General features: G+C 66.6%; 24 protein-coding genes. 12 read left to right on the top strand and 12 right to left on the bottom strand.

The annotated features are described in order from the left end of the window. Positions 1-64: 64 nt before the first annotated feature. Entirely contained in the window at positions 65-2215 is a 2151-nt protein-coding gene (locus OG884_RS33875) for a hypothetical protein (RefSeq protein WP_326639685.1), read from the top strand. Between the two features lie 57 nt (positions 2216-2272). Here the strand turns inward: OG884_RS33875 and OG884_RS33870 are convergent, their stop codons facing one another. After that, a complete protein-coding gene (locus OG884_RS33870; protein ID WP_326639683.1) occupies positions 2273-3004 on the bottom strand; it encodes an SDR family NAD(P)-dependent oxidoreductase in 732 nt (243 codons plus the stop codon). Between the two features lie 69 nt (positions 3005-3073). Between OG884_RS33870 and OG884_RS33865 the strand changes: the two genes are divergently transcribed. Then, on the top strand, positions 3074-3673 hold the full coding sequence (locus tag OG884_RS33865; protein WP_326639681.1) for a TetR/AcrR family transcriptional regulator: 600 nt from the start codon (positions 3074-3076) through the stop codon (positions 3671-3673). A 106-nt stretch (positions 3674-3779) separates the two neighbouring features. Further along, entirely contained in the window at positions 3780-4511 is a 732-nt protein-coding gene (locus tag OG884_RS33860; RefSeq protein ID WP_326639679.1) for a Mut7-C RNAse domain-containing protein, read from the top strand. On the opposite strand, the gene OG884_RS33855 is transcribed toward OG884_RS33860, so the two are convergent. The 4 genes from OG884_RS33855 to OG884_RS33840 all read right to left on the bottom strand — a co-directional run bounded on the left by OG884_RS33855 (position 4508) and on the right by OG884_RS33840 (position 8388). After that, a complete protein-coding gene (locus tag OG884_RS33855) occupies positions 4508-4687 on the bottom strand; it encodes a hypothetical protein (protein ID WP_326639677.1) in 180 nt (59 codons plus the stop codon). The genes OG884_RS33860 and OG884_RS33855 overlap by 4 nt on opposite strands. A gap of 229 nt (positions 4688-4916) precedes the next feature. Continuing rightward, positions 4917-5576: a C39 family peptidase gene (locus tag OG884_RS33850; RefSeq protein ID WP_326639676.1), complete on the bottom strand. Its 660-nt coding sequence runs from the start codon at positions 5574-5576 to the stop codon at positions 4917-4919. Positions 5577-5654: 78 nt separating this feature from the next. Next, positions 5655-6281 carry a D-alanine--D-alanine ligase family protein gene (locus OG884_RS33845; RefSeq protein WP_326639675.1) on the bottom strand — a complete coding sequence of 209 codons (627 nt, stop codon included), beginning with the start codon at positions 6279-6281 and terminating at the stop codon, positions 5655-5657. A gap of 700 nt (positions 6282-6981) precedes the next feature. Then, on the bottom strand, positions 6982-8388 hold the full coding sequence (locus OG884_RS33840; protein ID WP_326639673.1) for an IS1380 family transposase: 1407 nt from the start codon (positions 8386-8388) through the stop codon (positions 6982-6984). 775 nt (positions 8389-9163) lie between these two features. Between OG884_RS33840 and OG884_RS33835 the strand changes: the two genes are divergently transcribed. The 6 genes from OG884_RS33835 to OG884_RS33810 all read left to right on the top strand — a co-directional run bounded on the left by OG884_RS33835 (position 9164) and on the right by OG884_RS33810 (position 13411). Further along, complete coding sequence (locus OG884_RS33835) at positions 9164-9511, top strand: hypothetical protein (RefSeq protein ID WP_326639671.1); 348 nt, start codon at positions 9164-9166, stop codon at positions 9509-9511. Positions 9512-9684: 173 nt separating this feature from the next. Then, positions 9685-9990 carry a hypothetical protein gene (locus OG884_RS33830; RefSeq protein ID WP_326639669.1) on the top strand — a complete coding sequence of 102 codons (306 nt, stop codon included), beginning with the start codon at positions 9685-9687 and terminating at the stop codon, positions 9988-9990. Next, positions 9957-10268, top strand: a complete 312-nt coding sequence (locus OG884_RS33825) for an FAD-dependent monooxygenase (protein ID WP_326639667.1) — start codon at positions 9957-9959, stop codon at positions 10266-10268. The genes OG884_RS33830 and OG884_RS33825 overlap by 34 nt, the downstream gene beginning before the upstream one ends. Positions 10269-10371: 103 nt before the next feature. Continuing rightward, a complete protein-coding gene (locus OG884_RS33820; RefSeq protein WP_326639666.1) occupies positions 10372-11256 on the top strand; it encodes an ABC transporter ATP-binding protein in 885 nt (294 codons plus the stop codon). Then, on the top strand, positions 11253-12842 hold the full coding sequence (locus OG884_RS33815; RefSeq protein WP_326639665.1) for an ABC transporter permease: 1590 nt from the start codon (positions 11253-11255) through the stop codon (positions 12840-12842). Before OG884_RS33820 ends, OG884_RS33815 begins: the two co-directional genes overlap by 4 nt. Before the next feature lie 65 nt (positions 12843-12907). Then, positions 12908-13411, top strand: coding sequence for an aminopeptidase (locus tag OG884_RS33810; RefSeq protein ID WP_326639663.1), 504 nt, complete (start codon positions 12908-12910; stop codon positions 13409-13411). Positions 13412-13597: 186 nt separating this feature from the next. Here OG884_RS33810 and OG884_RS33805 read toward each other — a convergent pair whose 3' ends face one another. Both OG884_RS33805 and OG884_RS33800 read right to left on the bottom strand, forming a co-directional pair. Next, complete coding sequence (locus tag OG884_RS33805; RefSeq protein ID WP_326639660.1) at positions 13598-14029, bottom strand: DUF397 domain-containing protein; 432 nt, start codon at positions 14027-14029, stop codon at positions 13598-13600. Continuing rightward, on the bottom strand, positions 14026-14868 hold the full coding sequence (locus OG884_RS33800; RefSeq protein ID WP_326639657.1) for a helix-turn-helix domain-containing protein: 843 nt from the start codon (positions 14866-14868) through the stop codon (positions 14026-14028). Before OG884_RS33800 ends, OG884_RS33805 begins: the two co-directional genes overlap by 4 nt. Positions 14869-15041: 173 nt before the next feature. Here OG884_RS33800 and OG884_RS33795 point away from each other — a divergent pair, with 173 nt between their 5' ends. Continuing rightward, positions 15042-15356: a hypothetical protein gene (locus tag OG884_RS33795; protein ID WP_326639656.1), complete on the top strand. Its 315-nt coding sequence runs from the start codon at positions 15042-15044 to the stop codon at positions 15354-15356. A gap of 528 nt (positions 15357-15884) precedes the next feature. On the opposite strand, the gene OG884_RS33790 is transcribed toward OG884_RS33795, so the two are convergent. Next, the gene (locus OG884_RS33790; RefSeq protein WP_326639655.1) at positions 15885-15974 is read right to left on the bottom strand and encodes a hypothetical protein; all 90 of its coding nucleotides are present in this window, start codon (positions 15972-15974) and stop codon (positions 15885-15887) included. A gap of 519 nt (positions 15975-16493) precedes the next feature. On the opposite strand from OG884_RS33790, the gene OG884_RS33785 reads away from it, so the two are divergent. Continuing rightward, positions 16494-17732: a DNRLRE domain-containing protein gene (locus OG884_RS33785; RefSeq protein WP_326639653.1), complete on the top strand. Its 1239-nt coding sequence runs from the start codon at positions 16494-16496 to the stop codon at positions 17730-17732. A 3-nt stretch (positions 17733-17735) separates the two neighbouring features. Here the strand turns inward: OG884_RS33785 and OG884_RS33780 are convergent, their stop codons facing one another. From OG884_RS33780 to OG884_RS33770, 3 genes are all read right to left on the bottom strand, one after another. Beyond that, entirely contained in the window at positions 17736-18761 is a 1026-nt protein-coding gene (locus OG884_RS33780; RefSeq protein WP_326639651.1) for an IS3 family transposase, read from the bottom strand. 111 nt (positions 18762-18872) lie between these two features. Beyond that, positions 18873-20141, bottom strand: coding sequence for a group II intron reverse transcriptase/maturase (gene ltrA, locus OG884_RS33775; RefSeq protein ID WP_326639650.1), 1269 nt, complete (start codon positions 20139-20141; stop codon positions 18873-18875). A 550-nt stretch (positions 20142-20691) separates the two neighbouring features. Continuing rightward, positions 20692-21009: a hypothetical protein gene (locus tag OG884_RS33770; RefSeq protein ID WP_326639649.1), complete on the bottom strand. Its 318-nt coding sequence runs from the start codon at positions 21007-21009 to the stop codon at positions 20692-20694. A gap of 205 nt (positions 21010-21214) precedes the next feature. Here OG884_RS33770 and OG884_RS33765 point away from each other — a divergent pair, with 205 nt between their 5' ends. Then, entirely contained in the window at positions 21215-22228 is a 1014-nt protein-coding gene (locus OG884_RS33765; protein WP_326635026.1) for an IS630 family transposase, read from the top strand. Positions 22229-22416: 188 nt separating this feature from the next. On the opposite strand, the gene ltrA (OG884_RS33760) is transcribed toward OG884_RS33765, so the two are convergent. Next, the gene (gene ltrA, locus OG884_RS33760) at positions 22417-23796 is read right to left on the bottom strand and encodes a group II intron reverse transcriptase/maturase (RefSeq protein WP_326636118.1); all 1380 of its coding nucleotides are present in this window, start codon (positions 23794-23796) and stop codon (positions 22417-22419) included. Between the last annotated feature and the right edge of the window lie 515 nt (positions 23797-24311).

Below are 24311 nucleotides of genomic sequence, written 5' to 3'. Positions count from 1 at the left end.
CCGGCTCCCGCCGGGTTCCACCAACAAGCACCATATGGGGGCCTGTGAGAAGGATGGTGCCCTAGTGACCAGCACCGGCCTGAACCAGCTCACCGCCACCGTCCTGAGTAGACGCGGCACAAAGCCCAGACGAGCCCCCGTACGCCGTTTCGCCCGTTTCGTCATTGACACCCGGCTGGTGGACGGCGACCTGACCGTCACCGACGCGCCCTACTCCCCCACGCCCACCGTGTCCGCCCCGTACCCGCAGTCGCTGCTGCTGCGCGGGCGGGTGCGCGCCGGCGCAGGGCCGCTGCGGTGCCGGCCGCTGTTTCCCGGGCGGGTGCTCTTTCTGGCGGATCAGGGCGGGGTGGTGCCCACTCCCGGCCAGGTGACCCGGGAGGCGTACCCGAACTGGACCACGACCGGCCTGCTGCTGGTCGACTCCGGTGATCTCGCCGACCCCCGGCTCAAGCGGCAGATCAACGCGCTGACCGGCACGGACGATGAGGCCAGACCGAGCCGCATGTGGTATGGCACCGTCCGTATCCCCGCGGCGTTCCTGTTCGACGCGCTGCCGCTGCTCGCCCCGGACGAGGCGCCCCCCGGCCCCGGCTGCGCGCTCTCCGCGGAGCACCGGGCGCGGATCGTGGCGTTCCTCCGCGGCGAGTGGGGCCCGCGCCTGCGCGTGAACCGGCGTTCCCCGACGGCGTCCGGAGACGACGCGGCGGCCGGATGGATGCCGGAATTCGTCGTCGGCGCCGACAACAGGTTCCTCATCTCTGTGAGCGCGGCGGCCCTGGTCGCCCCGTACGACGGGAAGGACAGCGCGTTCGACCTGGCCGCGCCCGCCGGGGCCGGGAGGCTGCATCCGGCGCATCCGGCGAACGCCGCGATCCCCGCCCGCCGCGTCTACCAACTGGCCGGGCAGACCGGACACCTCGTCGACCCGCTCCCAGCACCCGTGACCTCCGGGCCGAGATATGGCCTGCTGAAGTTCACCCGGATCTGGCTGGCCCAGCCGGACTGCTCCATCCTCTTCCCTTTCCAGCAGGTACGGCTTCGCGACCGGGACGGCAACGTCCTCGGCCAGCGCCTGGCCGCCAACGGCCTGCTGTTCCACCCGCTGCCGCCGGGGGCACGGACCCGGTTCTCGGTGTCGCTGGCGCCGGGGGTGGCGAACGCTGTCGTCCGGGTGCGCTGGCTGTCCGGCGCGGCCGAAGAGGACGCGGAGGGAAGGAAGATCGAGTGCTGGCAGCGGCCGGGGACCGATGATCCGCTGGACGTCGATCTGGCGGGGGACCGCGTGCACATCGTCATCCGCCGCCTAATGAACCACATCATGACCGACGGGCCGTACCCGGTCACTCACGCGCTCAGGGGGGAGGGGAGGAACTGGCGATGCACCTTTGTGTCCATGCGCCGAGTGATCCGCGCTCTCGTCGACAACCGCATCGCGGGAGGCCGGCTCAACGACGTACGGTCAAATGAGATCACCGACGAGGACGAGCGGCTGCGCTTCGACGCGAGGATCCTCCAGATCGTCGACCTGGCGATGCAGCCCTACCGGAACCCCTTCGGAACGCACCTGAGGGATGCCGCCGGGTTCCTGCCGAAACCCAAGGGCGGGTGGAGCCCGGGAGCGCTTCTGATCGGCGGCCGGCCCGATCCCCAACTGCCCGGAAGCTACGCGAGGTGGTTCCTGCCTTTCCTGAACGCGTTCTTTCCCACGCTCATGCCGGCCACGAACGTGCGCGGATCCTCGTGCCATCGCACCCGGCTGTCGCTCGGCCACACCGCCTACCTCGTCTGGCAGTCCAGGGATTTCGCCAAGAACGACGTCACACGCAACTTCCCCGACCGGGTGCTGGGCCGGGGCGGGCCTGGCGCGCTCGTGCTCACCGGCCTGGCCGGCGACTTCCACCTGGACGCGAGTCCGCCACCCGGCGACGAGGCGCCCGACGACTACATCAACGCGTCCATAGCCCGATTGACCGACGGCGGGCTACTGCCCGGCGCCCTGCTGCAGTTCTGGGAGAACTCCAAGGATTTTCATCGGGTCATCAACCGGCGCGTGGCCCGCACGGCGAACGGTCACTCCCCCGTTTTCGCCGGGGTCATCGACGAGGAAAACGTAGGCATCATCGACCAGGGCGGCCGAAAGCATGCTGTTGTTTTGCCGACACCGAGCCTCAGCGGATACCGCATCCTCATCGCCGCCGACTGGATTGAATGACCACCCGAGGCAGGGGCGCAGGAAACCTGGTCTTCGAACAGGTCACGAAAGGCGGTGCTACCCGTCGCGCGTCACCCGGTAGCTCAGCCGCGGACTCACCCGGTGCAGCGCGTTGAGCAGCCTGATCCTGCCCACATAGACGTGGTCGCGATTTCGGTCGATGGCGCGGGCGATGGCCCGGGCGGCGTCCTGCGGGCTGATCTTTCCCCTGCCGCGGCCCGCGGTCATGTCGGTGTCGATGAGCGGCAGCATCGCCTCGGTGACCGCGACTCCCGATGCCGCGGCCTGTTCCTGGTAGCGCAGGCTCCGGGTGAAGGTGCGCAGGCCCGATTTCGTCGCACAGTACACCGCGGCACCGCGCTTGGGCGCGATGGCCAGCCCCGAGGTCACGTTGACGATCCGAGAGCCCGGCCGGGCCCGTAGCAACGGCAGGCAGTGCGCCGTCAACTGCAGGGGGCCGGTCAGGTTGATCGCGATCTCCCGGCTGATGCGATCGCAGCCCTGGTCCGGTGTCAGATCTCCGAGTTCGTAGACGTCCTGGACAGCGGCATTGTTGACCAGCAGCGACAGCTCGCCCAGGCGGGTCGCCGCCTCGGTGAGAAGACGCAGTTGCGTCACATCGGCGAGATCGCACGGGACTGCCGTGACCTGCGGCAGGGCGGCCGCGACACGGGCCAGGGCATCGGCGTCCCTGCCGCACAGCAGCAGCCGATATCCGCGCCGTGCCAGCTCGTGCGCCAGCGCGGCACCCACTCCGCGCGACCCTCCTGTGATCAACGCCAGGGGCATGACACGCTCCTCTCATCCCAATCCGTTACGTCTGCGTATCGTAACGTATCTAGGTGAGAAGATAAGCCCATGCGTGACATCGACCGGCCGCGCGGCGGCAGACCCCTCGACAGTGACGCCTCTCAGCGCATCCTGCGGGCCACGCTCGAAATCGTCGCGGAGAACGGGCTGGGCAAGACGACCATCGAGGCCATCGCGCGCCGCGCGGGCGTGGGCCGCCCCACCGTGTACCGACGCTGGCCCGACATCGCCCCGCTGATCTCCGACGCGGTGGACATGGCCTTCGCCCAGGTGAGCGAGACCACCGAGAAGACCGACGACGTCGCCGCCGCCCTGGAAACCCTGCTCCGCAAAAAGATCACCGTGCTGACGACCACTCTCGCCGGAGAGTTGATCAGACAACTCGCACCGCATTTCGCGGCCGACGACGCCCTGGGAAAGGCCCTGTCGCAAGCCCATCGGCACCAGCAGGCATCCTTGGCACCCATCATGGAAAGAGCCCAGCGAGAAGATCGGCTGAACCTGCCGAGCGTCGCACTGGCCACCGAGGCCGTACTGGGCATCATCTACCTGCGCCTGCTGACCGCGCTGCCCCCGCTCCACCCCGAACAGGCAGCGGAGCTGGCCGCACTGGCCATACACCCGCGTTCACCGTCGACACCGGCATAGATCACGCAAGCCTGGTCGCCACGTGAGACCCGCAGGCCCAGGTCCGGCCGTCACCCGTCCCGCACCACAGCCTCGAAGCGCCTGCGGAGGATGGCATGCTGACAGTGTGAGCGAATCTGACATCCGCCTGCGTATCGCCGCCGAGCTGCTACTGTTCCTGCCCGCGCGCCGGCGAGGCGAGTGGCAGCGGGTGGCGCCCGACGGGACATCGACGCTGGGACACGTCGTGGAGTCGCTTGGCATTCCGCTGCCGGAGGTGGGGCCCTTGACCGTCGAAGGCGCGGAGGTCGGCCCGTCCTACCAGCCCGCCGCCGGTGACGTGATCCATGTTCACGCCGTGCCCCGTCCCCAGCGAGTGCCACTCGAACCGGGACAGCACGCGCCCAGGTTCCTGCTCGACGTCCATCTGGGCACCCTCGCGCGACGGCTCCGGCTGCTGGGCGTGGACGCGACCTACCACAACGACATGGACGACCCCTCCCTGGTCGTCGAGGCGAACCGGGAACGCCGCGTGCTGCTGACCCAGGACCACGGCCTGCTCTGCCGCCGGGCGCTCTGGCTCGGCGCCTACGTACGAGGCATCAAGGCGAATGATCAGCTCCGCGACCTGCTGGAGCGATTCGCGCCACCGCTGCGGCCGTGGACCCGCTGCACGGCCTGCAACGGGGAGTTGATACCCGTCGAAAAACACGAGATCGACCGCCTGCTGGAGCCCGGGACCAAGCGTTCCTACGACGTCTACGGCCGATGCTCGGAATGCGGCCAGATCTACTGGCGCGGCGCGCACAGCGAACACCTGGAAGAGATCGTACAGTCGGCCATGCGCACGCCCTCTTAGCCGGACAGATCGGCGGCACGCAGCCGTACCTGTTCCCGCTCGGCCCGTTCTTCGGCGGTCGGTCCGCCGCCCTGGGCGCCCGAGCTTGAGGGACCGCTCCGCGTGTCGTCGCTGCAGACCGGCGTCTTCGCCGGGTCGGCGGGGAACAGGATCGGCCAGCATGGGCGCGGTTCCAAAGCCATCGTGCGTGAGGCCCAGCGCAACGTCCGGCTCTACACCTCGCAGTACGGGCTGATCGAAATGCGTGCCAGGGCGACCGACGATCCGAAATGCATGGTCGCGTTATGGATGATCGGCTATCAGGACGAGCCGGAGCGCTCCGCCGAGATATGCATATGTGAGATCTTCGGCCGTGACGCCGGATCGGACAGCGCGAAGATCGGGATGGGTGTTCACCCCGCAGCACTACCCCAGGACCAGGGTGATGCCTCGACCGCCGAAAAAGGAGCCGAACACCTCGGCGGGCAGCGTGGCCCGCCGGGCGTTCGGCGTGTGGCCGGACGGGTTGAGAAAGTGCACGGTGCCGTGGTCATAGCCGGTGACGAGCACCAGGTGCCCGCCCTGGCCGGGGGCGGGCCGGTCAGGGCGCCGGATTTCCTTGTGGACCGAGACCATCACCAGATTTCCGGCCACCAGCAGGTCGGGGACCTCCTGCATAGTCAGGTGCGGGTGAACGGTCGCGTCCAGGCCGTGCTCGGCGCGGGCGTAGTCGGCGAACGGCTGGTAGTACAGGCCCTTGATCGCGCCCTGACCGTCTTCGACGTAGCCGCCATAGGGCACACAGCCGCGTAGTAGCTCCAGCATCGGCGGCGCGTGACCATCACGGTGGTCGAGGACCATCTGGAGGCCGGCCATCCCGCAGCAGTGCCGGGCCCAGGTCCCGTACTCGGTGCGGGTGCTGGCTCCGGACTCGGCCCACCGGAGGTCGTCGGCCGGGTCAGCGCCCTGGTAGGCGATGGCCTCGATGAGGTCCGGGGTCATGTACTGGGTGTAGACGGCGACGCCGTCATGAAGCGTCTGCTCGCGACCTCCCGTCGTCGTCTGCTCGCACGCCAGGCAACCCATCGTCTCTCCTTATGTCGGTGCGGCCGATCAGCGTCCTGAACGTCGACCAGTCGACGTTCCCCCCGGACAAGACCACACCTAGATCAGTGCGCTCGTGCTCGCGGTCAGGTCCGCAGGGCAGTGGTTGGAGAACATCGCGGGGTTGTTCTTCGTCGGGTAGTCGTAGAACTCGCCGGTGGGCCGTGTCTCCAGGGCCGGTAGTGTCTGCAGGTCATCGCCGTCGGCCAGCACGCCCAGGGTGACCGAGCGGCCCGGACAGTACTGCTCGGCGAACAGGGCCTGCCCACTCGTTCGCAGCTCCTCGATCAGGCCGGTAAGATCGTGCTCGGTGTGACCCACGTGCATGTCGATGGAGCCGCCCTCCGACACCGGCTTGATCATGATCGGCAGGTTCAGGGAGTCCGCCAAAATCTTGGCAGTCAGCTCGGCGGGCTCCCTGTCGTCGATATCGCGCCCAGGCAGAACGTTCACGCCGTGAGCACTCACCGTTCTCTTAGCTGCGGTTTTGTGCATCGCCAGGGCGCTGGCCAGCACTCCGGACCCCGTGTAGGGGATGCCTCTGTGCTCCAGTAGTCCTTGGAGCTTGCCGTCTTCGGCGTACTGCCCGGCGATGGCCAGGAAGGCCACATCTACCTCGCGCAGACGGTCGAGGAAGTTGGGCACGGCCGTGTCGATCAGGACAGCGAAAAAGCCCTGCCGGGTCAACGACGCATGGGCGGCCTCCTGAAAGGAGCGACCGGGCGCGCTCGCGGGAGCTGCCGCCGGTCAGTACACCGATTCGGCCACTACCTGGAAGGTCGAGTAGGGCGGCGTCAATCGGAAACGGCACGGGAGCCTCCTGACCTGCTGTTGGGGCGCCGAATCGGCGGATGCGAAGAATGGGTACAGATCCTCGGATTTCCCTCGCTGTCCGTCCAAACGCTAGTTCCACCGCATTTGGGACATGCCGAAGACAACATGACCTCCTTCAAGTTGTCGCGCGTGAAGCCACGGCCTTCTCGCGTTTTGGTGTGGAGCCCCCGGTAGGGCAGGGTCAGGCAGGGGCTGACCGGCCGGGGAAGGCTGGCCCTACCGGGGGAGTTTCAGGGGTTACGCCGGCCCCAGCGCCATGGCCGCCAGCCGTTGCGCCAGGCCCTCATAAACGACTCGACGATGAAGGCCGCGATGGCGAGCCGGAGGGATACTGAGCCTGGATCCACGGCGTGAATTCTGGTGATCATTCTTCGGTTCGATTCCTTCACCAGGACCGTTTTGCCTGACGGGGGTCTGATTTGGGGTGTGGAGAACCCGCCGTGCGCGGGTCACGGATTGTCCAGGCGTTCACGGGCTCGGGGGCGGGGTTCGTGCGCGAGGGCGCGGGTGACCGTGGAGGTCGAGGGAAGAGTGGTGGCAGGGCGGGGACGGGTCAAGCCGCGCGGATCGGTGGCAGCCGGTGGACGGCTTGGAAGAGGTTCATCCATGCGTGCCGCCAGTGCCAATACCGGGGAAGATGCAGGGTGAGGTGGCCCCGGCCGTGCCGGGCGATGCGGGCGGGCACGCCGATGAGATGGCGGCGCAGGGTGGCGCCGCGCGCCTTGGCGTGAAAGGTTCCGGCCAGGCAGCCGGCCGCGCGCAGCAGGTTGTGGCAGATCGCCGCCAAGGTCAGCCAGGCGGCGTTGGCGGTGAACACGCCCGAGGGCAGGTGCGCTAATGGCCCGTCGATCAAGTCCGCGTTGACCTGCTCGATGACCGCGTGATCACGGTGTTGTTCCTCGGCCTGCCCGAGGGCGTACGGACTGTCGGTGAAGATCGCGTGATAGCGGTAGAGCGGGAACGGTTCCTCTGGCCGGAGCCCGGTCTGCGAGTTGAGCCGTTTGACCCGGCGCACGATCAGCCGGGCGGTGATGGCCTGGCCCTTCTTCGCGGCGAATGCCGTGTAGGCGACCTCCGCGATCTCGGCGTCGGAGATCCAGCCCCCTGCTTGTTCGTCGAAGATGGCGTTGGGGTATTTGATCGCTGTCCAGGCGGTTTCGTCGATCGCCGCGATCGCGGCTTTGATCTTGGGGTCCATTTTGGCGGTGACGGAGAAGCGCACGTCGTTCGTGTGGCAGGCGTTGATCACGCCTGCGGTGTAGAACGCCGAGTCCCCGCGCATCATCAGGGTGGCGCTCGCGCCCGCTGATCGTGCCGCGCCGATCGACTCACGCACGAACCAGGCCGCGCCGCGGGCGGAGTTCGCGCTTCCGCCGCGCAGCCGGGTGCCGGTCACCACCGGGGCGGCCAGCGGTGTGGACAGTGTGGAGGCCAGCACGTTCAGCTCGCGCACCAGCACGCCCTTGCCGCCGATCTTGGTGTGGCCGAACCCCGATCCTTGCTTCTTGTAGCCGTAGGTACGTCGTTGCATCGAGTCCACATCGAGGAAGGCGAGCACGTCCGCGCCGGGCAGCAACGGCGTATGGGCGGCCGGCCGGGCCGGCAGCAGGCGGGCCACTTTCTCGATCTGCCGGACGTTGCCCCAGGCCAGGCACCGCAGGAACGATCCCAGCGTGGACGGTGCGCGGATACCGGTAAACAACGTGTCCATGCCGCCGTGGCGCAGTGCGTCCAGATCATCGATGCTGTCGGCCCCGCAGGCCATCCCGGCTACGATCGAGCCGATCTTCGCCGCCGGGTTCACGCCGTCTCGGCCGGTGGGGGTGACGTGCTCGCCTGCCAGGTCGCTCAGGCCGCACCGCTCGGCCAGCCGCATCACCGGCCCCAGCCCGCCGTACGCGACTACACGCTCCTCATCGAAGATCGCATGGGTTTTGGCAGAGTCGTGGAACAATTGCACTTGAGAGGTGTCCTCTCGATCAAGGTGGCGGAAGCCTGAAGAACTCCCATCATCCCAGGTCGGAGGGCACCTCCTCTCATTTCAGGATCTTCAGTTCAGAATCGGCTCGGTGGATCCAGGCTCAGTCGGTCATGCCGAAAAACTCGATGAGGGCCTTCTGTTCGGCGTTCAGTTTCCTTTTCGCCGTGCTGACAAGTTCCCTCGTCGCGTCCCGTCCGGGCTGCTGATAGCGCAGCCACTCCGACGCTACATCAAGGGCTGAACACTGTGGACCGGCCCGCTCTTGGATCTGCCCAGTGAGCTGCGGCAGACCAAGAGCGGGGCCTTCCCCCCGAACTCGACGACATCCGCAAGGAAACCCGTGTCGAGATCGCCATTCTTGCCGCTGGCCACGGTTTCTGTCGCGCCTGCGGAGCCACGTCGGCGACGAAGCGGTCCACCCGGACCGAACCGAACGCTTAACCCACAGGATCTACTGCTGATATCGCGAGGACGCTCGGGTGGGACGACTCCAAGAGGTACCGGACCGGTACACCGCGCCCTGGGCGCGGACGAGGTGACCGTGGTCGGTCACGACTTGCGGCCCCGTGGCCCTCATTCTCACCGCGCAGCGCTCCTCCCGCGTCACCCGGCTCGCACTGCTGGCGACCAACACCTTCGTCGACACGCCGATACCGCCGCCGCTGTCCATGGTGACCTGGCCGCTACTCGGCCCCCTCTCGCCGCAGCGGTTTCGGCCCTGCGTAAACTGCCGAGTGGCCGTGGGACGTACCTGGTGCCGCTCACCGTCATCGCGCTGACTGCAGGAAGCCGCCGAGCCCACGTCCGTGGTGCGCTGCTCGGGGCGGCGACGGCCGCCAAGTTCCTGCCCGCGGCAACCGTACCGGGGGCGCTGTCCGGGATCCTGGCCAGGGAAGCGGTATCGGTGCGGCGCCGTGTCGGAGTCGTCGCCGTCGTCCTGCTGTCCGCCGGAGCGGTGGTGGGGCTCGCCTATCTTCCGTATTTGCTCACCTCCCGTGCCCCCGTCCTCGGTTATCTTTCCGATTACGTGGCCGAAGAGGGCTACGACGATGCCTCCGCGGCCAACCGTTATACGGTATTGCGCCTTTTCCTGCCAGAGTAACGTCAGACCATGATCGCCGATAGTCATCTTAACAATTCGCCGGAATTACATTCCGGGTACGCGGTATTCAGAGGAAATATCGTACGACTCAATGAGTTTTCCAGTGTTTTCCGTGGGAGCGGGAAAATCGCGTGATCGGCGCCTTCTATGAGGATTCTCTGAGAGGAGGAAGCGTGGACATCGAGTATGCCGACGGCCGCGTCCAGCCGCTCGCCTCTGAGCGCTGGCTGCGACCGATCGAGGGCGATGAGCACATCCTGGCCCGATGCGGCGGACCCACCCTTGATGTCGGTTCGGGACCCGGAAGGCTGACCGTGGCGCTCACCCGGATGGGGGTTCCCGTCCTGGGCATCGACGTCACTCCGCTGGCCGTCAACCTCCCGAGGCGGTCATCCATATCGACATCCACGACCTGGACCCGCTGCCCACCTACGTCCATGGCCGGGTGGCGCTGCTCGGCGACGCCGCCCACGCCATGAGCCCCGACCGCAGCCAGGGTGCCGGCCAGTCGATCGAAGACGCCGTAGTCCTGGCCGCAGCCCTGCGCCGCTACGACACCGAACGCCGCCCGCGTACCCAGGCCACCGTCCGCGGGGCCCGCAAGGACGGCGCCCGCGCCACCTCGCCTGCCGCCAACCGCCTCGTCGTGCCGATGCTCCGCTTGATGCTCGCCGCTCTCTGGCGCAAGGGCCTGTCGCCCAACGGCAACTCGATCTGGCGGTGGCAGCCGCCCCGGCTCCCTGTGCGAAAGCCGTAAGGGAGCCTCTGGTGCGCCGGATCCGGGGCTGTTAACGTCAGTGATGGAGCGCCGGGAAGCCTGGTCGGCAACGTCATATCGGATCGGCTTCAGGGAGGCGCCCATGCTGGGCAACCCTGCCGTGCTCGTCAGCGGCCTCACCAAATCCTTTGGCGCCGTCCGCGCCCTGGACGACCTCGACCTGGCCGTGGCCACCGGCGAGGTCCACGGCTTCCTCGGCCCCAACGGCGCGGGCAAGACCACCACCTTGCGCATCCTCCTCGGCCTGCTGCGTGCCGACTCCGGCCACGCCGAACTGCTTGGCGGCCACCCCTGGCACGACGCGGTCGAGCTGCACAAGCGGCTCGCCTACGTGCCCGGCGACGTCGTCCTGTGGCCGACCCTGTCCGGCGGCGAAGCCATCGACCTGCTCGGACGGCTGCGCGGCGGGCTCGACCGAGGGCGCAAACAGACTCTGCTGGAGCGCTTCGACCTGGACCCGACCAAGAAGGGCCGCGCCTACTCCAAGGGCAATCGGCAGAAGGTCGCCCTCATCGCCGCGCTCGCCTCCGACGTCGAACTGCTGCTCCTGGACGAGCCGACCGCCGGACTCGACCCACTCATGGAAGCCGCCTTCCGCGAGTGCATCACCGAGGAACGCGGCAACGGCCGCACGGTCCTGCTGTCCAGCCACATCCTGTCCGAGGTCGAAGCCCTCTGCGACCGGGTGAGCATCATCCGCGCCGGACACATCGTGGAAAGCGGCACCCTGGCCCAGCTGCGGCATCTCACCAGGACAACGGTGACCGCCGAGCTCGACCGCGTCCCAGAGTGCGTGCCCGGCGCGCACAACCTGGCCGTCGACGGCTCCCGGATCACCTTCGAGGTCGAGCCCGACCGGCTCCGCGAGGTGCTGCCACTGCTCACCGATGCGGGCGTGCGCGGCCTGACCTGCCGGCCGGCCACCCTGGAGGAGCTGTTCCTGCGGCACTACCAGGTCACCCCATGACCGGCACGCCGGCGCTGGTACGGCTGGCGCTGCGCCGTGACCGCCTCCTGCTCCCGGTGTGGATCCTCCTCATCGTCGGTGCCGTCGCGGGTACTGCCTCGGCCATCGCCGAGCTGTATCCCGGCATGGCGCAGCGGGTCGCCCTGGGCGTCACCATCGGCTCCACCCCCGCCCTGCAGGCGATCACCGGCCCGGTCTACGACTCGACCTCGGTCGGCGGGCTGACCGCCTGGCGAGCCACCACGATCACCACTGTCCTGACCGCGCTGATGAACCTGCTGCTGATCACCCGGCACACCCGCGCAGAAGAGGAGAGCGGCCGGGCCGAACTCATCGGCGCATGCGCCATCGGCCGGCACGCCCTTCCGGCCGCCGCTCTCGTCGTGGCCGCAGGCGCGAACCTGCTGATCGGCCTGCTGCTCACAGCCGCATTGGCCGGACAGGGCCTGCCCGTCTCAGGCGCGCTCGCCTTCGGGCTCGGCATCGCCTGCACCGGGTGGCTCTTCGCCGGCGTCGCCTCGGTCACGGCGCAACTGACCGAGCACGCCCGCACCGCCAACGGCCTCGCGGTCGCGGTGCTCGGTCTGGCCTTTCTGCTGCGTGCCGGGGGCGATGCCGCGCAGATCGACGCGCTGTCGTGGGCCTCGCCGCTCGGCTGGGCACAGCGGGTGCGGGCCTTCGCCGACGAGCGCTGGTGGGTACTCGGCCTCGCCACCCTCACCGGGCTGGCGCTGGTCGCCATCGCCGCGGCGCTGACCAGGCGTCGAGACCTGGGCGCCGGAGCGCTGCCACCCCGGCATGGGCCTGCCGACGCCCCGCCGTACCTGGAAAGCCCGCTAGGCCTGGCCTGGCGCCTGCACCGTGGTGGCGTGCTCGCCTGGACCGTCGGCTTCGCCGTCATGGGGACGCTGTTCGGGACACTGGCGCAAAGCGCAGGACAGATCCTGCGAGACAACCCACAGCTCGCCGCCATCCTGGACCAGCTGGGCGGGGAGGGCGCGCTGACCGACACCTTCCTGGCCACCGTGCTGGGGATGATGGGCCTGGTCGCAGGCGGCTTCGCCGTCCAGGCCATGCTGCGACTGCAGACCGAGGAGGCCGCACTGCGCACCGAGACGGTGCTTGCCACAGCCGTGTCGCGCACCCGCTGGACACTCGGCCACCTGATCATGGCCTTCGCCGGCGCTGCGGTGATCCTCACCGCCGGCGGGCTCGCCATCGGGCTGGCCCACGGGGCGCGCACCGGCGACGCGGGCGAGCAGATGCTCCGCCTGGCCGCAGCGGCGTGGGTGCAGCTGCCCGCGGTCTGGGTGGTGGCCGGACTGGCGATGCTGCTGTACGGCATGCTTCCCCGGCTGACCGCACTCGCCTGGGCGGCGCTGATCGCCTTCGCCCTGCTCGGACAGCTGGGCGAGGTCCTCCAGCTACCCGAGTGGATGCAGAGCCTGTCTCCTTACGCCCATCTGCCGCAGGCACCCCGCGAAGAGCTGGAAGCCACACCGCTGCTGTGGCTCGGCGCGCTCGCCGCAGCACTCGCCACAGCCGGGATGACCACTTTCCGCCGTCGCGACCTGATCGGAAACTGACCAGCTCCCTCTCAGCTCGTGTGCGGTCTCGGCCTGGTCGTCCCGCGCTCACCGTTGACCCCCTGATGCTCGGCCGAGCGGCTACGCGTCCGGCGCAGGGGCCTGCCAGCGGCGTAGCGGCAAAGATCGCCAACCGTCCCGATAACCCGAGTAGTGGATCTCCGGCCCGTCCCCGGCGGTCCAGCCGAGATCAGTGGCGATCAGCCGTACGCGCTGGTTCCGGTGCGGATGTGGTGCGCACCCATCAGGCCACCGACCCGGGCGCGGCCAGGCTGGGCGAGCCGGCGCTCGTGGACGGCTCCTCCCCCGTCGGGCAGTCGGGCGTCACCTACCTTGAGACGCTGCTTGACGAGAATGCCACCTGCCACCTGGCCTGGGGGGCGGGGCTGCCGCCCGGCGTGCCCGCACACCTGCGCACCCTGGACGCCGCGGCGCGCGCCGAGGCCGGGGTCAATGTCTCCAGCGTGCACGTCGACTTCATGGTGGGCGGCCCCGACGTCACCGTCACCGGGATCGGGCACGACGGCGGCACGATCGAGCTGCTGCGCGACGACGAGTGGCAGGTATGACGGCATGAAGCATGGCACGGGGACCGGCCCTCGGCGGCAGGTGTGGCTCGATCAAGGCTCACTCATCGTCGGTGAGGTCAACACGCGCCATACCCTGCGGACCGACAGGGCCGGAGGACACCACGCAGGAGAATCCGCAACCTCATGATCCGAATCCCGAACAGGCACTGGTCGTGTTCAGACAGTTCAGGTGAGGTGGTCGAATTCGCCGTCCCTGGCTCCGGACAACCACGCGTTCCACTCTCCGGGGGTGAACACGAGCGTCTCCGCCGTAGGGAGGAGACGCATCGCAATGTGATCGTCAACGAACGCGATCGACAGGCGGAGATCGCCCGGGTTGGGAGTGGGCAACCACTCGGCTGTGGCCAGGTCGAGGTCTCCGGCTACCGGTTTGGGCAGGTGAGCCCCTGTTTCGGGGAGGTGTCCGGGCAGGTCGTAGGAGCCGTTCCGTGCTTCGGTCACCAGGGATTTCCAGGCGTCGGGGGGGCACAGCAGCCTGGGACCATTCGGGTTCTTGGAGTCGCGGATGGCGATCCCGGACGAGGTTGATTTCATCTGGACGCACTGCTGACCGCTGCCGCTATAGCTGCTGGTGATCCAATCCTGCTCGTCGGTCATTGAATCGCCTTCCTCACGTCCTTGATCAGCGTCACCGACTCGTCGGGGGCGAGGGCTTTGCCGCGTGCGGTCTCGGCGGCCCGGTAATACCGGGCGACGTCATCGGGTGCTTCCACGAAGATATCTCCGCAAAAACCTTCCTGATAGGCCACGGGTGGGTCTTCTTTGTCGGGAAAGTCCAGGATGGTGAATTCACCGTCCAAGCCGGGGTGACCGCCTGCGGCGAGAGGGATGATCTGAAGGGTGACCGCCGGGTGCGCGGCGACGTCGATCAGGTGGTCGAGTTGGGTACGGGCGATCTGGGTGCCGCCGATCTGTCGCCACAGGATGGCTTCGTCGAGGATGGCGGTTATCTGAGGCGGTTCGGCACGGGTGAGAAGTCGGTGCCGGGTGATCCGCGCTTCGACTCGTCGGCGTATCTCCTGCTCGGAACCGTCCAGCAGGGTCGCTGCGATCAGGGCATGGGCGTAGTCGGGTGTTTGCAGCAGGCCAGGGATGTTGTGGACAACGAAGGTGATCACTGAGGCGTCGTCTTCCAGGACGAAGTACGACCCGCCCTTGTACATGTCGCTGTAGGCCAGCCACCAGCCGCGCTTCCATGCCTCCCGGCAGAGTTTTCCGAGCGCTTCGGCCTGTGGAGAGGGGACGCCGTAGACATTGAGAAGCAGTTCGAGATCTTCGAGGATGAGGCGGCTTTCCCCGTTTTCGACCCGGTAGATCTTCGAGCGGGACCAGCCGAGCCGCTTGGCCACCTGTTCAGGTGAAAGGCCGCATGACTCGCGAATGGCGCGTAGTTCTCGCAATAGTCGGCGGCCGCGGACCGACAGGCTGTACCGCATTTCGTCACCTCTATGTCCGTTATTGGGATGACTTCTCCAGAATTCTGGCCGACACCTCAGCCATGAATTTGGGATTTCTCATCAACGAGCGGTTACGGATTAAGGAAGTCTCGCATAACGATAGCCACACAGCACGCTCCGTAGCGATTGAGTCACGCTACGCCCCGGCAGGCTTGATCGCAGGACTGCCTCCGTTCCCACCCGTTAGGAGCAACGATGCTCATCGAGCACGTTCCCGTCCCGGACCCTACGAGCTCCGCCTCCTGCACGACCAGGGCCTGCCGGTCAGAACCGAGGTCGTCGACGCCGGAGCCGGAACCACCCTGATCGAACACCTCCTACACCGCCCCCCACCCATTCCCGAGCGCCTCGACGACCTCGAACTCGGCGGCCGGGGCCTGCGCATCGTCACCGAACTCACCCACGGCCACTGCGGCACCCAATGGACCCGGCTGTGCGGCACCGGCCAACTCGGCACCGCCGTCTGATTTGACCTGCCCGCCCGACCCCGACCTCCCCGACCTCCGGGCAGACGGGATCCCCCCGATCCCCGCTGACCCCGGAGCCGGTCCACGCCGACTCCCCCGCACCAGGCGCGGACCGTACAGGGGGCCGGCGTCCACGGACCTGATCCCATCCTCGTCCGGGACGCCGGCCTCCCCACCCCAACTACGACGGAAAGCGACGGTTCCCATGGTCACCCCGGCAAACGAGCCTCTCCGCCCCAGAGGCCGCCGCCGTCGCGGAGCGGCCCCCGTGCGTACCGCCCCCCCACGCCGCGAGCACGGACAGCGCCACCGACTTGGCCCGCGACCTGGAGGCCCGCTACCCCGGCTGGGTCATCCTCTGGCGCCGCTGGGCCCGCCGCTACTGGGCCTTCCCACTCTGGCTCGCCAGCGCCCCCTGCCCCATCGAAGCCAGAAACGCCCAGGACCTATTGGCCCAGATGAGCGAAGCCGAACTTCAGCTACCGACTGGCGGCGCAGACTCCTTCTCGCAGGCGCACCGCGAGAGCTTCACCGGCGTTGTTCAGGAAGCGAGCCGGTGCAGGTCTCGGGGAAAGAGGTGACCTCGCGGATGTTCGGCACGTTGAGCAGGCGTGCCATGAACCTCTCCAGCCTGAATGCGAAGCCACCGTGCGGCGGCAATCGCCGGGACTCTCAGTCCGTCCCAGTTCAACGTGATGACGCGGGCCCGCTGGATCCAGCTTCCGGGCACATGCCACGCCCCGACCAGCTTACGGATCTTCTTTTCCTCCGCCGCGTCCTCGGCTGGACAAGCACAAAGGATCTTCGGCACGGCAACTCGCCTCCGAGCGGTCGACAACATGGGTCACGCCCGCCCAGCTCAATCCAGGGCGATTCACAGCCGCGCTCAGCAAGCATCATGGAAAACTCACCGACCTCGGCCAGTAGCTGCTAGTAGCCACGTCGCCCCCTTACTCGCTCCACGCACCCGGTGCTCACGGAAACCACCTTTCACGTTACCGAAAAGGATCTTTACTTAGATCGTGACATATGTGATGATCACTTCGTTTTGCCACATATGTTCGAAAGACTGAAGTGAACGCATCACGAACAGCGTCGGGCTTATCCATCCGGACGCGCCGCCGCGCTGCCCTGCTCGTGGCTCTGACGCTGCCGATCTCGCTGATGAGCGTGCCCGCGATCGCCCAAGAGCCCACTCCCACCCCCACAACGCCGTCGAGCGCCCCTGCCGCACCCACCGGCAAAGCGCTGGCGCAGGCCAAGAAGGACAACCGGCGCGTCGAGATCAAGTCGATGCGCTCGGAACGCGCCACCTTCTACGCCAACCCGGACGGCAAGACGGTCCGGATGGAAATGCATACCCAGCCGATCCGCGTCAAGAACGCCGACGGTAAGGGCTTCACGCCGATCGACACCACCCTCGTCGAGGTGGACGGCGGCATGGACACCTGGATCAACCACGTCGACTACCAGGAAAGCTGGAACACCTTCAACCAGGACCAGATCGTGGTCGGCAAGTCGTACGCCAGCAACATCGCCAAGCGCTGGCGCGGCTATCTCCAGTTCCCGAACATCCCCGCCGAGTTCGCGGGCAGCACGGTGCAAAACGCCGACATGCACCTGTGGAACTACCAGTCCAACGAGTGCGGCATCTCGGTCGGCTCCGGCATCACGGCCCGGCGGATCACCTCGTTCTGGGATGACCTGGAGCTGACCTGGAACACCCAGCCGACGGTCTCCAACACGGGCGCGGACACCGAGTTCGGCGCCTACAGCGAAGACTGCACCGGCTCCATGAACTACGCCTGGGACTTGACCCACTCCCTCAATGGCATTGTTCAGGAGTGGGTCAACGGCGCCACCAACTACGGCATCCGGCTCACCGTCGGCAACGAGTCCGAGTTGCGTAACTGGCGGCGCTACCGCTCCGAGGACGCCGGCGGCTGCCGGACCACGCCGCTGGAGGAGTGCAAGGGGCAGACGCACCCGCCCATCCTCACCGTGGACTTCGAACTTCCCGAGCCACCGGTCGTCGACGGCTTCACCTTCATGTCACCCGACCCCATCACGAGCCTTCCGACGTACGAGGAAGCCCGCGCCAGGTCGATCTATGAGCCGACCGGCAGTGAGCGGACCACCATCGACAACACGTTCGCCGGTCAGATCGCTGGACAGCGCGAGGGGGAGGCATTTGAGGTAGCGGCGGATGAGCTTGATCTCGATCCCGAGGGCAGTGACGGCGACAATGGAACCGGCGAGGACACCGGCGCGCCTCAGGTGGTCAGCGTCGAGCCTGTGAACGGTGCCGTAGATGTCCCTTTGGATGCGAAGCTGAAGGCGGTATGTGTCAAGTCAAAGGGGACATCGATGCGGTAATCGCTAAGCTGCCGCCTCCCCGGTCTGGTCGTCCTGGTTTTCGTCAGGCTTGTTGATCCACGCGACGGCGGGGATCTTGGGCAGGGACGGCGTGCGGGTGAACCGATGAGGGTTGGCGGCCCGGAACCGCTCGATGGTCGTGGCGCGCTTGTCCTGGACGGCCTGAGCGGTGCCGATATGCACGCTGAACGGCGTGTGCAGGCCGATCCCGGAATGGTAGTGTTCGTGGTTGTAATACTCAAAGAAGCGTCGGCAGAAACTACGAGCGTCAGCGAATGACCCGAACCTCTCGGGAAACACCGGGCAGTAATTCATGGTCTTAAACTGCGCCTCGCTGTAGGGATTGTCGTTACTGACCTTCGGCCGGCTATGGGATTTGACGATGCCGAGGTCGGACAGCAGTTCGGTGACCGAGATCGAGGTCATCGCGGTGCCGCGATCGGAATGTATGGTGTTAGGCGCGATGCCGCCATTGGCGCGGATCGCGTTCTCGATGAACACCTGAGCCAGTTCACCGGATTCACGGGTGTGAAGCTCCCAGTGCACCACGCATCGCGAGTAAATGTCGATCATCACGTACAGGTCGAAGAACCGGCCGCGCACCGGTCCCTGGAGCTTCGTGATATCCCATGACCAGACTTCGTTGGGATTGCGGGCGATGAGCTGAGGCTTTTTCTTCGCCTCGTGACGGGCCTGGGCGCGCCGCTCCCGGACCTGCCCGCGGGTCCGCAGCTCCCGGTACATCGTGGAGGGCGACGCCAGGTAGACACCGCGGTCCAGCAGTGCCGCCCATACTTGTCGGGGCGACTTGTCCGCGAACTCCTCGCTATTGAGAACTCCGATCAGCTCATCGGCTTCTTCTTTGGACAGCGCGTTCGGTGGGGACGGCCTCACCATTTCCGATTTACCGTTCTTCGGCTCGCGCCGCCGATACAGCGTGGATCGGTTAACGCCGGTCAGCTTGCATGATCGCTGAATACCGACACGGGGTTCGAGTTGTTGCCGGGCTTCATCGCGAAGCTCGGTCACGAGTTCTCCGAGTCCGCGCTCTCGGACATCATCTCCAGTCGGGTCGCCGGGAGGAATCGCACCTCCCGGCTCCCACAGTTCCGTACGTGAGCCTCTCGGCTCATACGGCTCTTACCGTCCAGCGAACTCGATTCCTCTACCGGTGATCCAAGCCCAGTGCGCAAACAGCGTCGGCTCGTTTTCCACGAGCCTCGCCCACCACGCTTCGAGCTTCTTCCGGTTGCGGAGCCGCCGATACTTCTTACGGGCCCAGCGCATCAGGTAGGCATTGATGCGCCGCAGCAGGCCATACATATGGGACCGATGGAAATGGCCCCAGTACGTCATCCAGCCTCGAACGATCGGATTGATCGCTTCGGCGAGGCCGGCCAGATCGTGTCCGGTCCGTAGATGAAGACGCCAGGCCCGGACTTCTTCTCCCTTAGCGGTCAGCTTGTCCCGGCTGATCGCCGGGGCGAACGAGGTGAACACCACCCCGTTACGCGGGTTGATCGCCGCCCGAGGACGAAACCCGTATCCGAGGAAATCGAACGCGACGTCCGTATGACGGTTTCGCCGGTTGCTATCCGCGCAGTACACGATTTTCGTCTTGTCCGGGTGGAGTTTCAGCCCTACCTGCTCTATCCGTCTCCCGATCGCCTCTTTCACCTCAAGCGCCTGGCGCTCGCTGACGCAATGCACGACCACGTCATCCACATACCGTTCGAAGCGGACGGACGGGAACTCCCGCGCCATCCATGAATCGAACGCGTAGTGCAGGAAGAGGTTAGCCAGGCACGGAGAAACCGCAGACCCTTGCGGGGTTCCCCGGTTCCGCGCCTCCAAGGTTCCATCCCGGTGCTGCAACGGCGCGACCAGCCACCGTTTGACATACAGCACGATCCAGCGCTGATCGGTATTCGCTTCCACCGCTTTGACGATCAGGTCGTGCGGACAACTGTCGAAGAACTTCTGAATATCCAAATCGATTACCCAGTCATACTTCCAGCACCGCTCCCGGCATTTCCGTACCGCTTGAATCGCCGACCGTCTCACTCGATAGCCGTAGGAATCCTCATGGAAGATCTCTTCCATACGAGGTTCCAGCCGTCGGGCAACAACGGTCTGCGCAATCCGATCCGCGATCGTCGGAATTCCGAGAATCCTGACCCCGCCTTTCTTCGGTATCGGCACCGCCAGCACCGGAGGTGGAAAGTAAGTCCCCGAAGACATCCTGTTCCAGATCCGATACAGATTGTTCTTCAGATCCTTCTCGAACGCCTCCAGAGCCTGCCCGTCCACTCCGGGTGCCCCTTTATTGGCCGCGACTTTCTGGTACGCCTGCCACACCTCCCGCTTCGAAATCTCGAACGGTTTCTCATTCGGCATTGGCTTGCCCACTCGATCCCTCCCAGGTCTCCCCTGGTTGCCCGAACGAACTTCACCCGAACGGTCCGGCCCCTTCGCTCCACCCCCATTACAGGGATTTCATCACTACTATGAGCCGGTCCGACTGCACGCCCTGCAACGGTACTCAACGCCTCACGGTTTCTGCCGCTCGACGCTCTCCCTCTCGCTCCAACCATTCCGGAGCTGTTTCAGGGCCTGCCCTCTCACGTTCCGCATGGAAGCCGCAGATCGGACTCGTGCCACCTTCACACCGGACACCGCCTGGCCAGTAAACGGGTTTCCGCCAGGCTGATCCGAGGGCGCACTCTATACCCCCGTTTTGGTGCCAGCTTGTATTTCGATGCTTCAACAGTGGAGAGCTCAGCTCACCTTTCCGATCCCCAGCTGACGCATCGCGTGCGCCTTTTCCTCAACGCTCCCGACCGCAGTCTTCAGCTAAGGCCGCTTGAGGTGCTTTGAAGCCTCCCCCCGCAGGGCGGCTTCGGAGGGCCACAAAACCTCCATCTTCCATACGGTTACACGTCTCGCGAGCCCGCCCCACCTACCGGAACGACCCACTCAACGTTCGTGACACACAGAGCGCGTGCCATTTTCCCACGATCTCCAGGGCGGCCTCGGTTTGCGTGAGCTTCTTCTTCAGCCGGGCGTTCTCCCGTTCCAGCCTCTCCCTTTCGGCCTTCTCTTTCGCCCGCTGTCTCGCCGCTTCGTTCGACGCGACCTGCTTTTCTCCGGACACGCCCTTCAAAGCGCCTTCATCGCGCTGCTTACGCCACAGCTGGATGCTGGAGTCGTAGAGGCCCTCCCGCCGGAGAATAGCCCCCTTCTCGCCCGCCGGAGCCGCGTCGTACTCCGTGATCATTCGCAGTTTGTACTCCGCCGAGAAGTGCCGGCGCTTGGGTCGATCAGCCCGAGGCCCTCCGGCCTGCAGGTCACGCTTCGTCATTGTCACAGTCTGCTACACCACGTCTCGCCCTACTCGTGCCATGTTACTGAGCCGATCGTAAGTTTTGGTACGTGTTGGGTAGCGGTGGGAGATCGAGTTCCGGCAGGCGCATGCTGGGGGTATGGCGAGAAAAGGTCGCAGAGCGACGTTCGAGGAGAAGGTTTTCGCCCTCCGGTTGCTGGAGGAGGGCATGTCACCGGATCGGGTGGCCGAGGCGCTGGGGGTGGGCCGTGAGTCGGTGTTTCGGTGGAAACGCCAGGCCCGGGCAGGTGGTGACGAGGCGCTGCGGATCAAGAAGGCGCCGGGTCGGCCGCGGCGGCTGACGCCTGGGCAGGAGCAGAGCGTCAAGGCGGTGGTGCGTGATGTCACCCCCCGTCAGGTACTGGGGACGGCGGTGGCATTGTGGACGCGGGCGCTGGTGGCGTTGGTGATCGCGGCCTGGTTCGGGATCGGTTTGTCGGTGGCGGCGGCCGGGAGGTTGCTGCGCGGGCTGGGCCTGTCGCCGCAACGCCCGGCCTATCGGGCATGGCGGCGTGATCCGGCGGCCGTCACCCGGTGGACGACGGTGCTGTTGCCGCAGATCTGTCGCCTGGCCCGGGCACGGGGGGCGCTGGTGTTGTTCGCCGATGAGATGAGCATGCGCGTCGATCACCGCGCCGGGACCACCTGGGGACTGATCGGACAGACCCCGGTGGTGTGCGCCGGGGCGCAGCGCCGGTCGGTGAAGATGTTCTCGGCGGTCGCCGCGGACGGCACGCTGCGCTACCGGCTGTGGCACGGCTCGATGGACCGCTGGGCGTTTCTCGGGTTCTGCGCGCAGCTGCTGCGCACCGTCATCGGGCCGATCTTCCTGGTCGTCGACGGCTCCTCGATCCACACCGCCGCCGCGGTGCGTGATTTCATCGCACGTACCGGCGGCCGGTTGCGCTTGTTCTTCCTGCCCGCCTACGCCCCCGATCTCAACCCTGATGAGTGGGTCAACCAAAACATCAAGGCCCGGGTGGCTCGTGAGGCGGTCGCCGATGAACACGAACTGGCCGCGGCCATGCACAGCGGCATGCACCGGCTACAGAAACGCCCCGACATCGTCCGGGCCTTCTTCACCGACCCGCACCTGACCTACATCGGCGCATAACGCCGATAGTCCCAAAACTTGTAGGGTCGGGGGCTGGCGCGGTGGCTTCTCCTGGCGGGAGGGCCTGGGGCCTTCCTTCCGTCGGTTTCCCGGACGGGTGTGCCACCCCAGTGGCCGTGACCAGGTTCTTCGCTCCGTTTCCAACCCCCGCCACCTCGATCCGTGCATGCGGTTCTCCCGCACACGGCTCACCGACGTCGTTCACCGCCGGCATTCGGCCTTTCCCGCCAGGGCTTGCCCGCCCTGGGCGCGACGACGATTCCATACAGGCTGATCAAGCCGAGATCGCTGAGCGAGCGTTTCAGCACGCCCCGGCCGTAGCTCCGGCTGCGCCGGTGTTTTCGGCTGAGGAACAGCGCCAGGCGCATCCAGGCGAACTCTCTGATCTTGCTAAAGCGCCGGGCAGAATGCCCGTACCGGAAATAGCCAGCCCATCCCCGCAGGAACAGGTTGACCTCCTTGGTGATCGCTTCGGTGCGAAGCAGCAGCCTGCGGCCGTCCGTGAGGTCACGGATCCGGTCGCGGGCGTGTTGCATCGCCCTGTCTGAGGGCCAGCGAGCGAGGAAAACGAACGGCCGTTTCCCGTTGAACCCGCGTGAGCGCACCAGCCGGTGGTGAAAGCCCAGGAAGTCCAGGCCTTCCCCACCGACCTCCAGGTGCACGATGCGGGTCTTGGCGGCCTTCGGCTCCAAACCGAGTGCCGCCAGCAGCTCCGTCAGGCGGGCCAGGGCCCGCTCGGCTTGACCGCGGGACCAGCACATCACGATCGCGTCGTCGGCATAGCGGGCCAGCACGCCGTCCGCCTCGTCCCACGCCCGATCCAATCGGTGCAGGTAGACGTTACAGAGGACGGGTGAAACCACGCCGCCTTGTGGCGTGCCGGTGACCTCTCGCCGGATCTGTCCGTCCTCCATCACCCCGGCGCGCAGAATCACCCGCAGGAGCTTCAGGAGCGACTGATCGCAGACGCGTTCCTCGATCGCACGCATCAACTCATCGTGCGGAATCGCCGAAAAGCAGTTGGCGATGTCCGTCTCGACCACCCACCGGCGGCCCCGCGCCTGCTCCTCAATGAGCACTTGCAGAGCATCGTGTGCTGAGCGCTTCGGGCGAAACCCGAATGAGCAATCAGCCATGTCCGCCTCGAAGACCGGTTCGAACACGATCTTCACAGCGGCCTGCACGATCCGATCCCGAACAGCGGGAATCGACAACGGCCGGTACTCGTCCTTCAGCCCAGGCTTGGGGATCATCACCCGGCGCGCGGGCAATGGCCGATACCGGCCCTGCCGAAGTTCCGCGGCCAACTCCTCAAGAAGCCGGACGATCCCGTACTCCTCGATGTCGGCCAGCGTGGTCGCGTCGATGCCCGGTGCGCCGTTGTTGCTGCGCACCATGACCCACCCGCGCTCCAGAACGTCTCTGCGATAGACCTTGTCCATGAGCGCGTGGAACCGACGTCCGGGATCGGCCTTGGCCGCCCGGTAGAGCACATGCTGCAAGGCGCGGACCGGATCACGCGGAACACGCGGCCCCACGGCGGCGGGAATAGCCAAAACGGCACTCACCGAGCCCCTCCTCCACCTCAATATGCATCGACGAAGTAGCGGCCCTTCCCTCACCGCCGGTTATGTTGTCCGGTCGGCTCAAGCAGTACTACGGCCGCCTCCGACGCCCACCCGGCCAGCAATCCACTTCCCGGCGTTGACCGGTTATAGGACGCCACGCTCCGGTAACACCTTCCGCAGGTCACCGGGCCGGGGAGGGCCTCCCCAGTTCCCGCCGTCACTATCGATACGTTCCGCGCCCCATACGCCGGGGAGTTCTTCGCGGCTGCAATTTCCAGGCTCTTCGCCGCTTCCATGGCCTTCACCCCGATCACGAGGGGCTCGGCTCTCCCTTGTCCCGTCCGAAGACGGCTGAGTAACGACGCCGCAGGCTTCGCGTCATGCTACGGACCGCATCGTCGCTCCCCCTTAAGGGCTTTTGACGCTGGGCTTCGACCCCGCCCGTTTCCAGACGAAGCCGCCAGCCTGCTACCGGGCCTCCTGGCAGCTACCCGGACCGGACTTTCACCGGCAAG

The sequence above is a fragment of the Streptosporangium sp. NBC_01755 genome (assembly GCF_035917995.1).
In the GTDB taxonomy this organism is placed as follows: Bacteria; Actinomycetota; Actinomycetes; order Streptosporangiales; family Streptosporangiaceae; genus Streptosporangium.
This window is presented reverse-complemented; position numbering and strand designations above follow the sequence as displayed.

Bases quoted from the DNA above. Each gene is read 5' to 3' on its own strand.
- OG884_RS33765 (WP_326635026.1), top strand. From the start codon at position 21,215: ATGGCGAGAAAAGGTCGCAGAGCGACGTTCGAGGAGAAGGTTTTCGCC.
- OG884_RS33865 (WP_326639681.1), top strand. From the start codon at position 3,074: ATGCGTGACATCGACCGGCCGCGCGGCGGCAGACCCCTCGACAGTGAC.
- OG884_RS33770 (WP_326639649.1), bottom strand. From the start codon at position 21,009: ATGATCACGGAGTACGACGCGGCTCCGGCGGGCGAGAAGGGGGCTATT.
- OG884_RS33790 (WP_326639655.1), bottom strand. From the start codon at position 15,974: ATGGCACGCCTGCTCAACGTGCCGAACATCCGCGAGGTCACCTCTTTC.
- OG884_RS33820 (WP_326639666.1), top strand. From the start codon at position 10,372: ATGCTGGGCAACCCTGCCGTGCTCGTCAGCGGCCTCACCAAATCCTTT.
- OG884_RS33800 (WP_326639657.1), bottom strand. From the start codon at position 14,868: ATGCGGTACAGCCTGTCGGTCCGCGGCCGCCGACTATTGCGAGAACTA.
- OG884_RS33810 (WP_326639663.1), top strand. From the start codon at position 12,908: ATGCTCGGCCGAGCGGCTACGCGTCCGGCGCAGGGGCCTGCCAGCGGC.
- OG884_RS33815 (WP_326639665.1), top strand. From the start codon at position 11,253: ATGACCGGCACGCCGGCGCTGGTACGGCTGGCGCTGCGCCGTGACCGC.
- OG884_RS33805 (WP_326639660.1), bottom strand. From the start codon at position 14,029: ATGACCGACGAGCAGGATTGGATCACCAGCAGCTATAGCGGCAGCGGT.
- OG884_RS33870 (WP_326639683.1), bottom strand. From the start codon at position 3,004: ATGCCCCTGGCGTTGATCACAGGAGGGTCGCGCGGAGTGGGTGCCGCG.
- OG884_RS33850 (WP_326639676.1), bottom strand. From the start codon at position 5,576: ATGGGTTGCCTGGCGTGCGAGCAGACGACGACGGGAGGTCGCGAGCAG.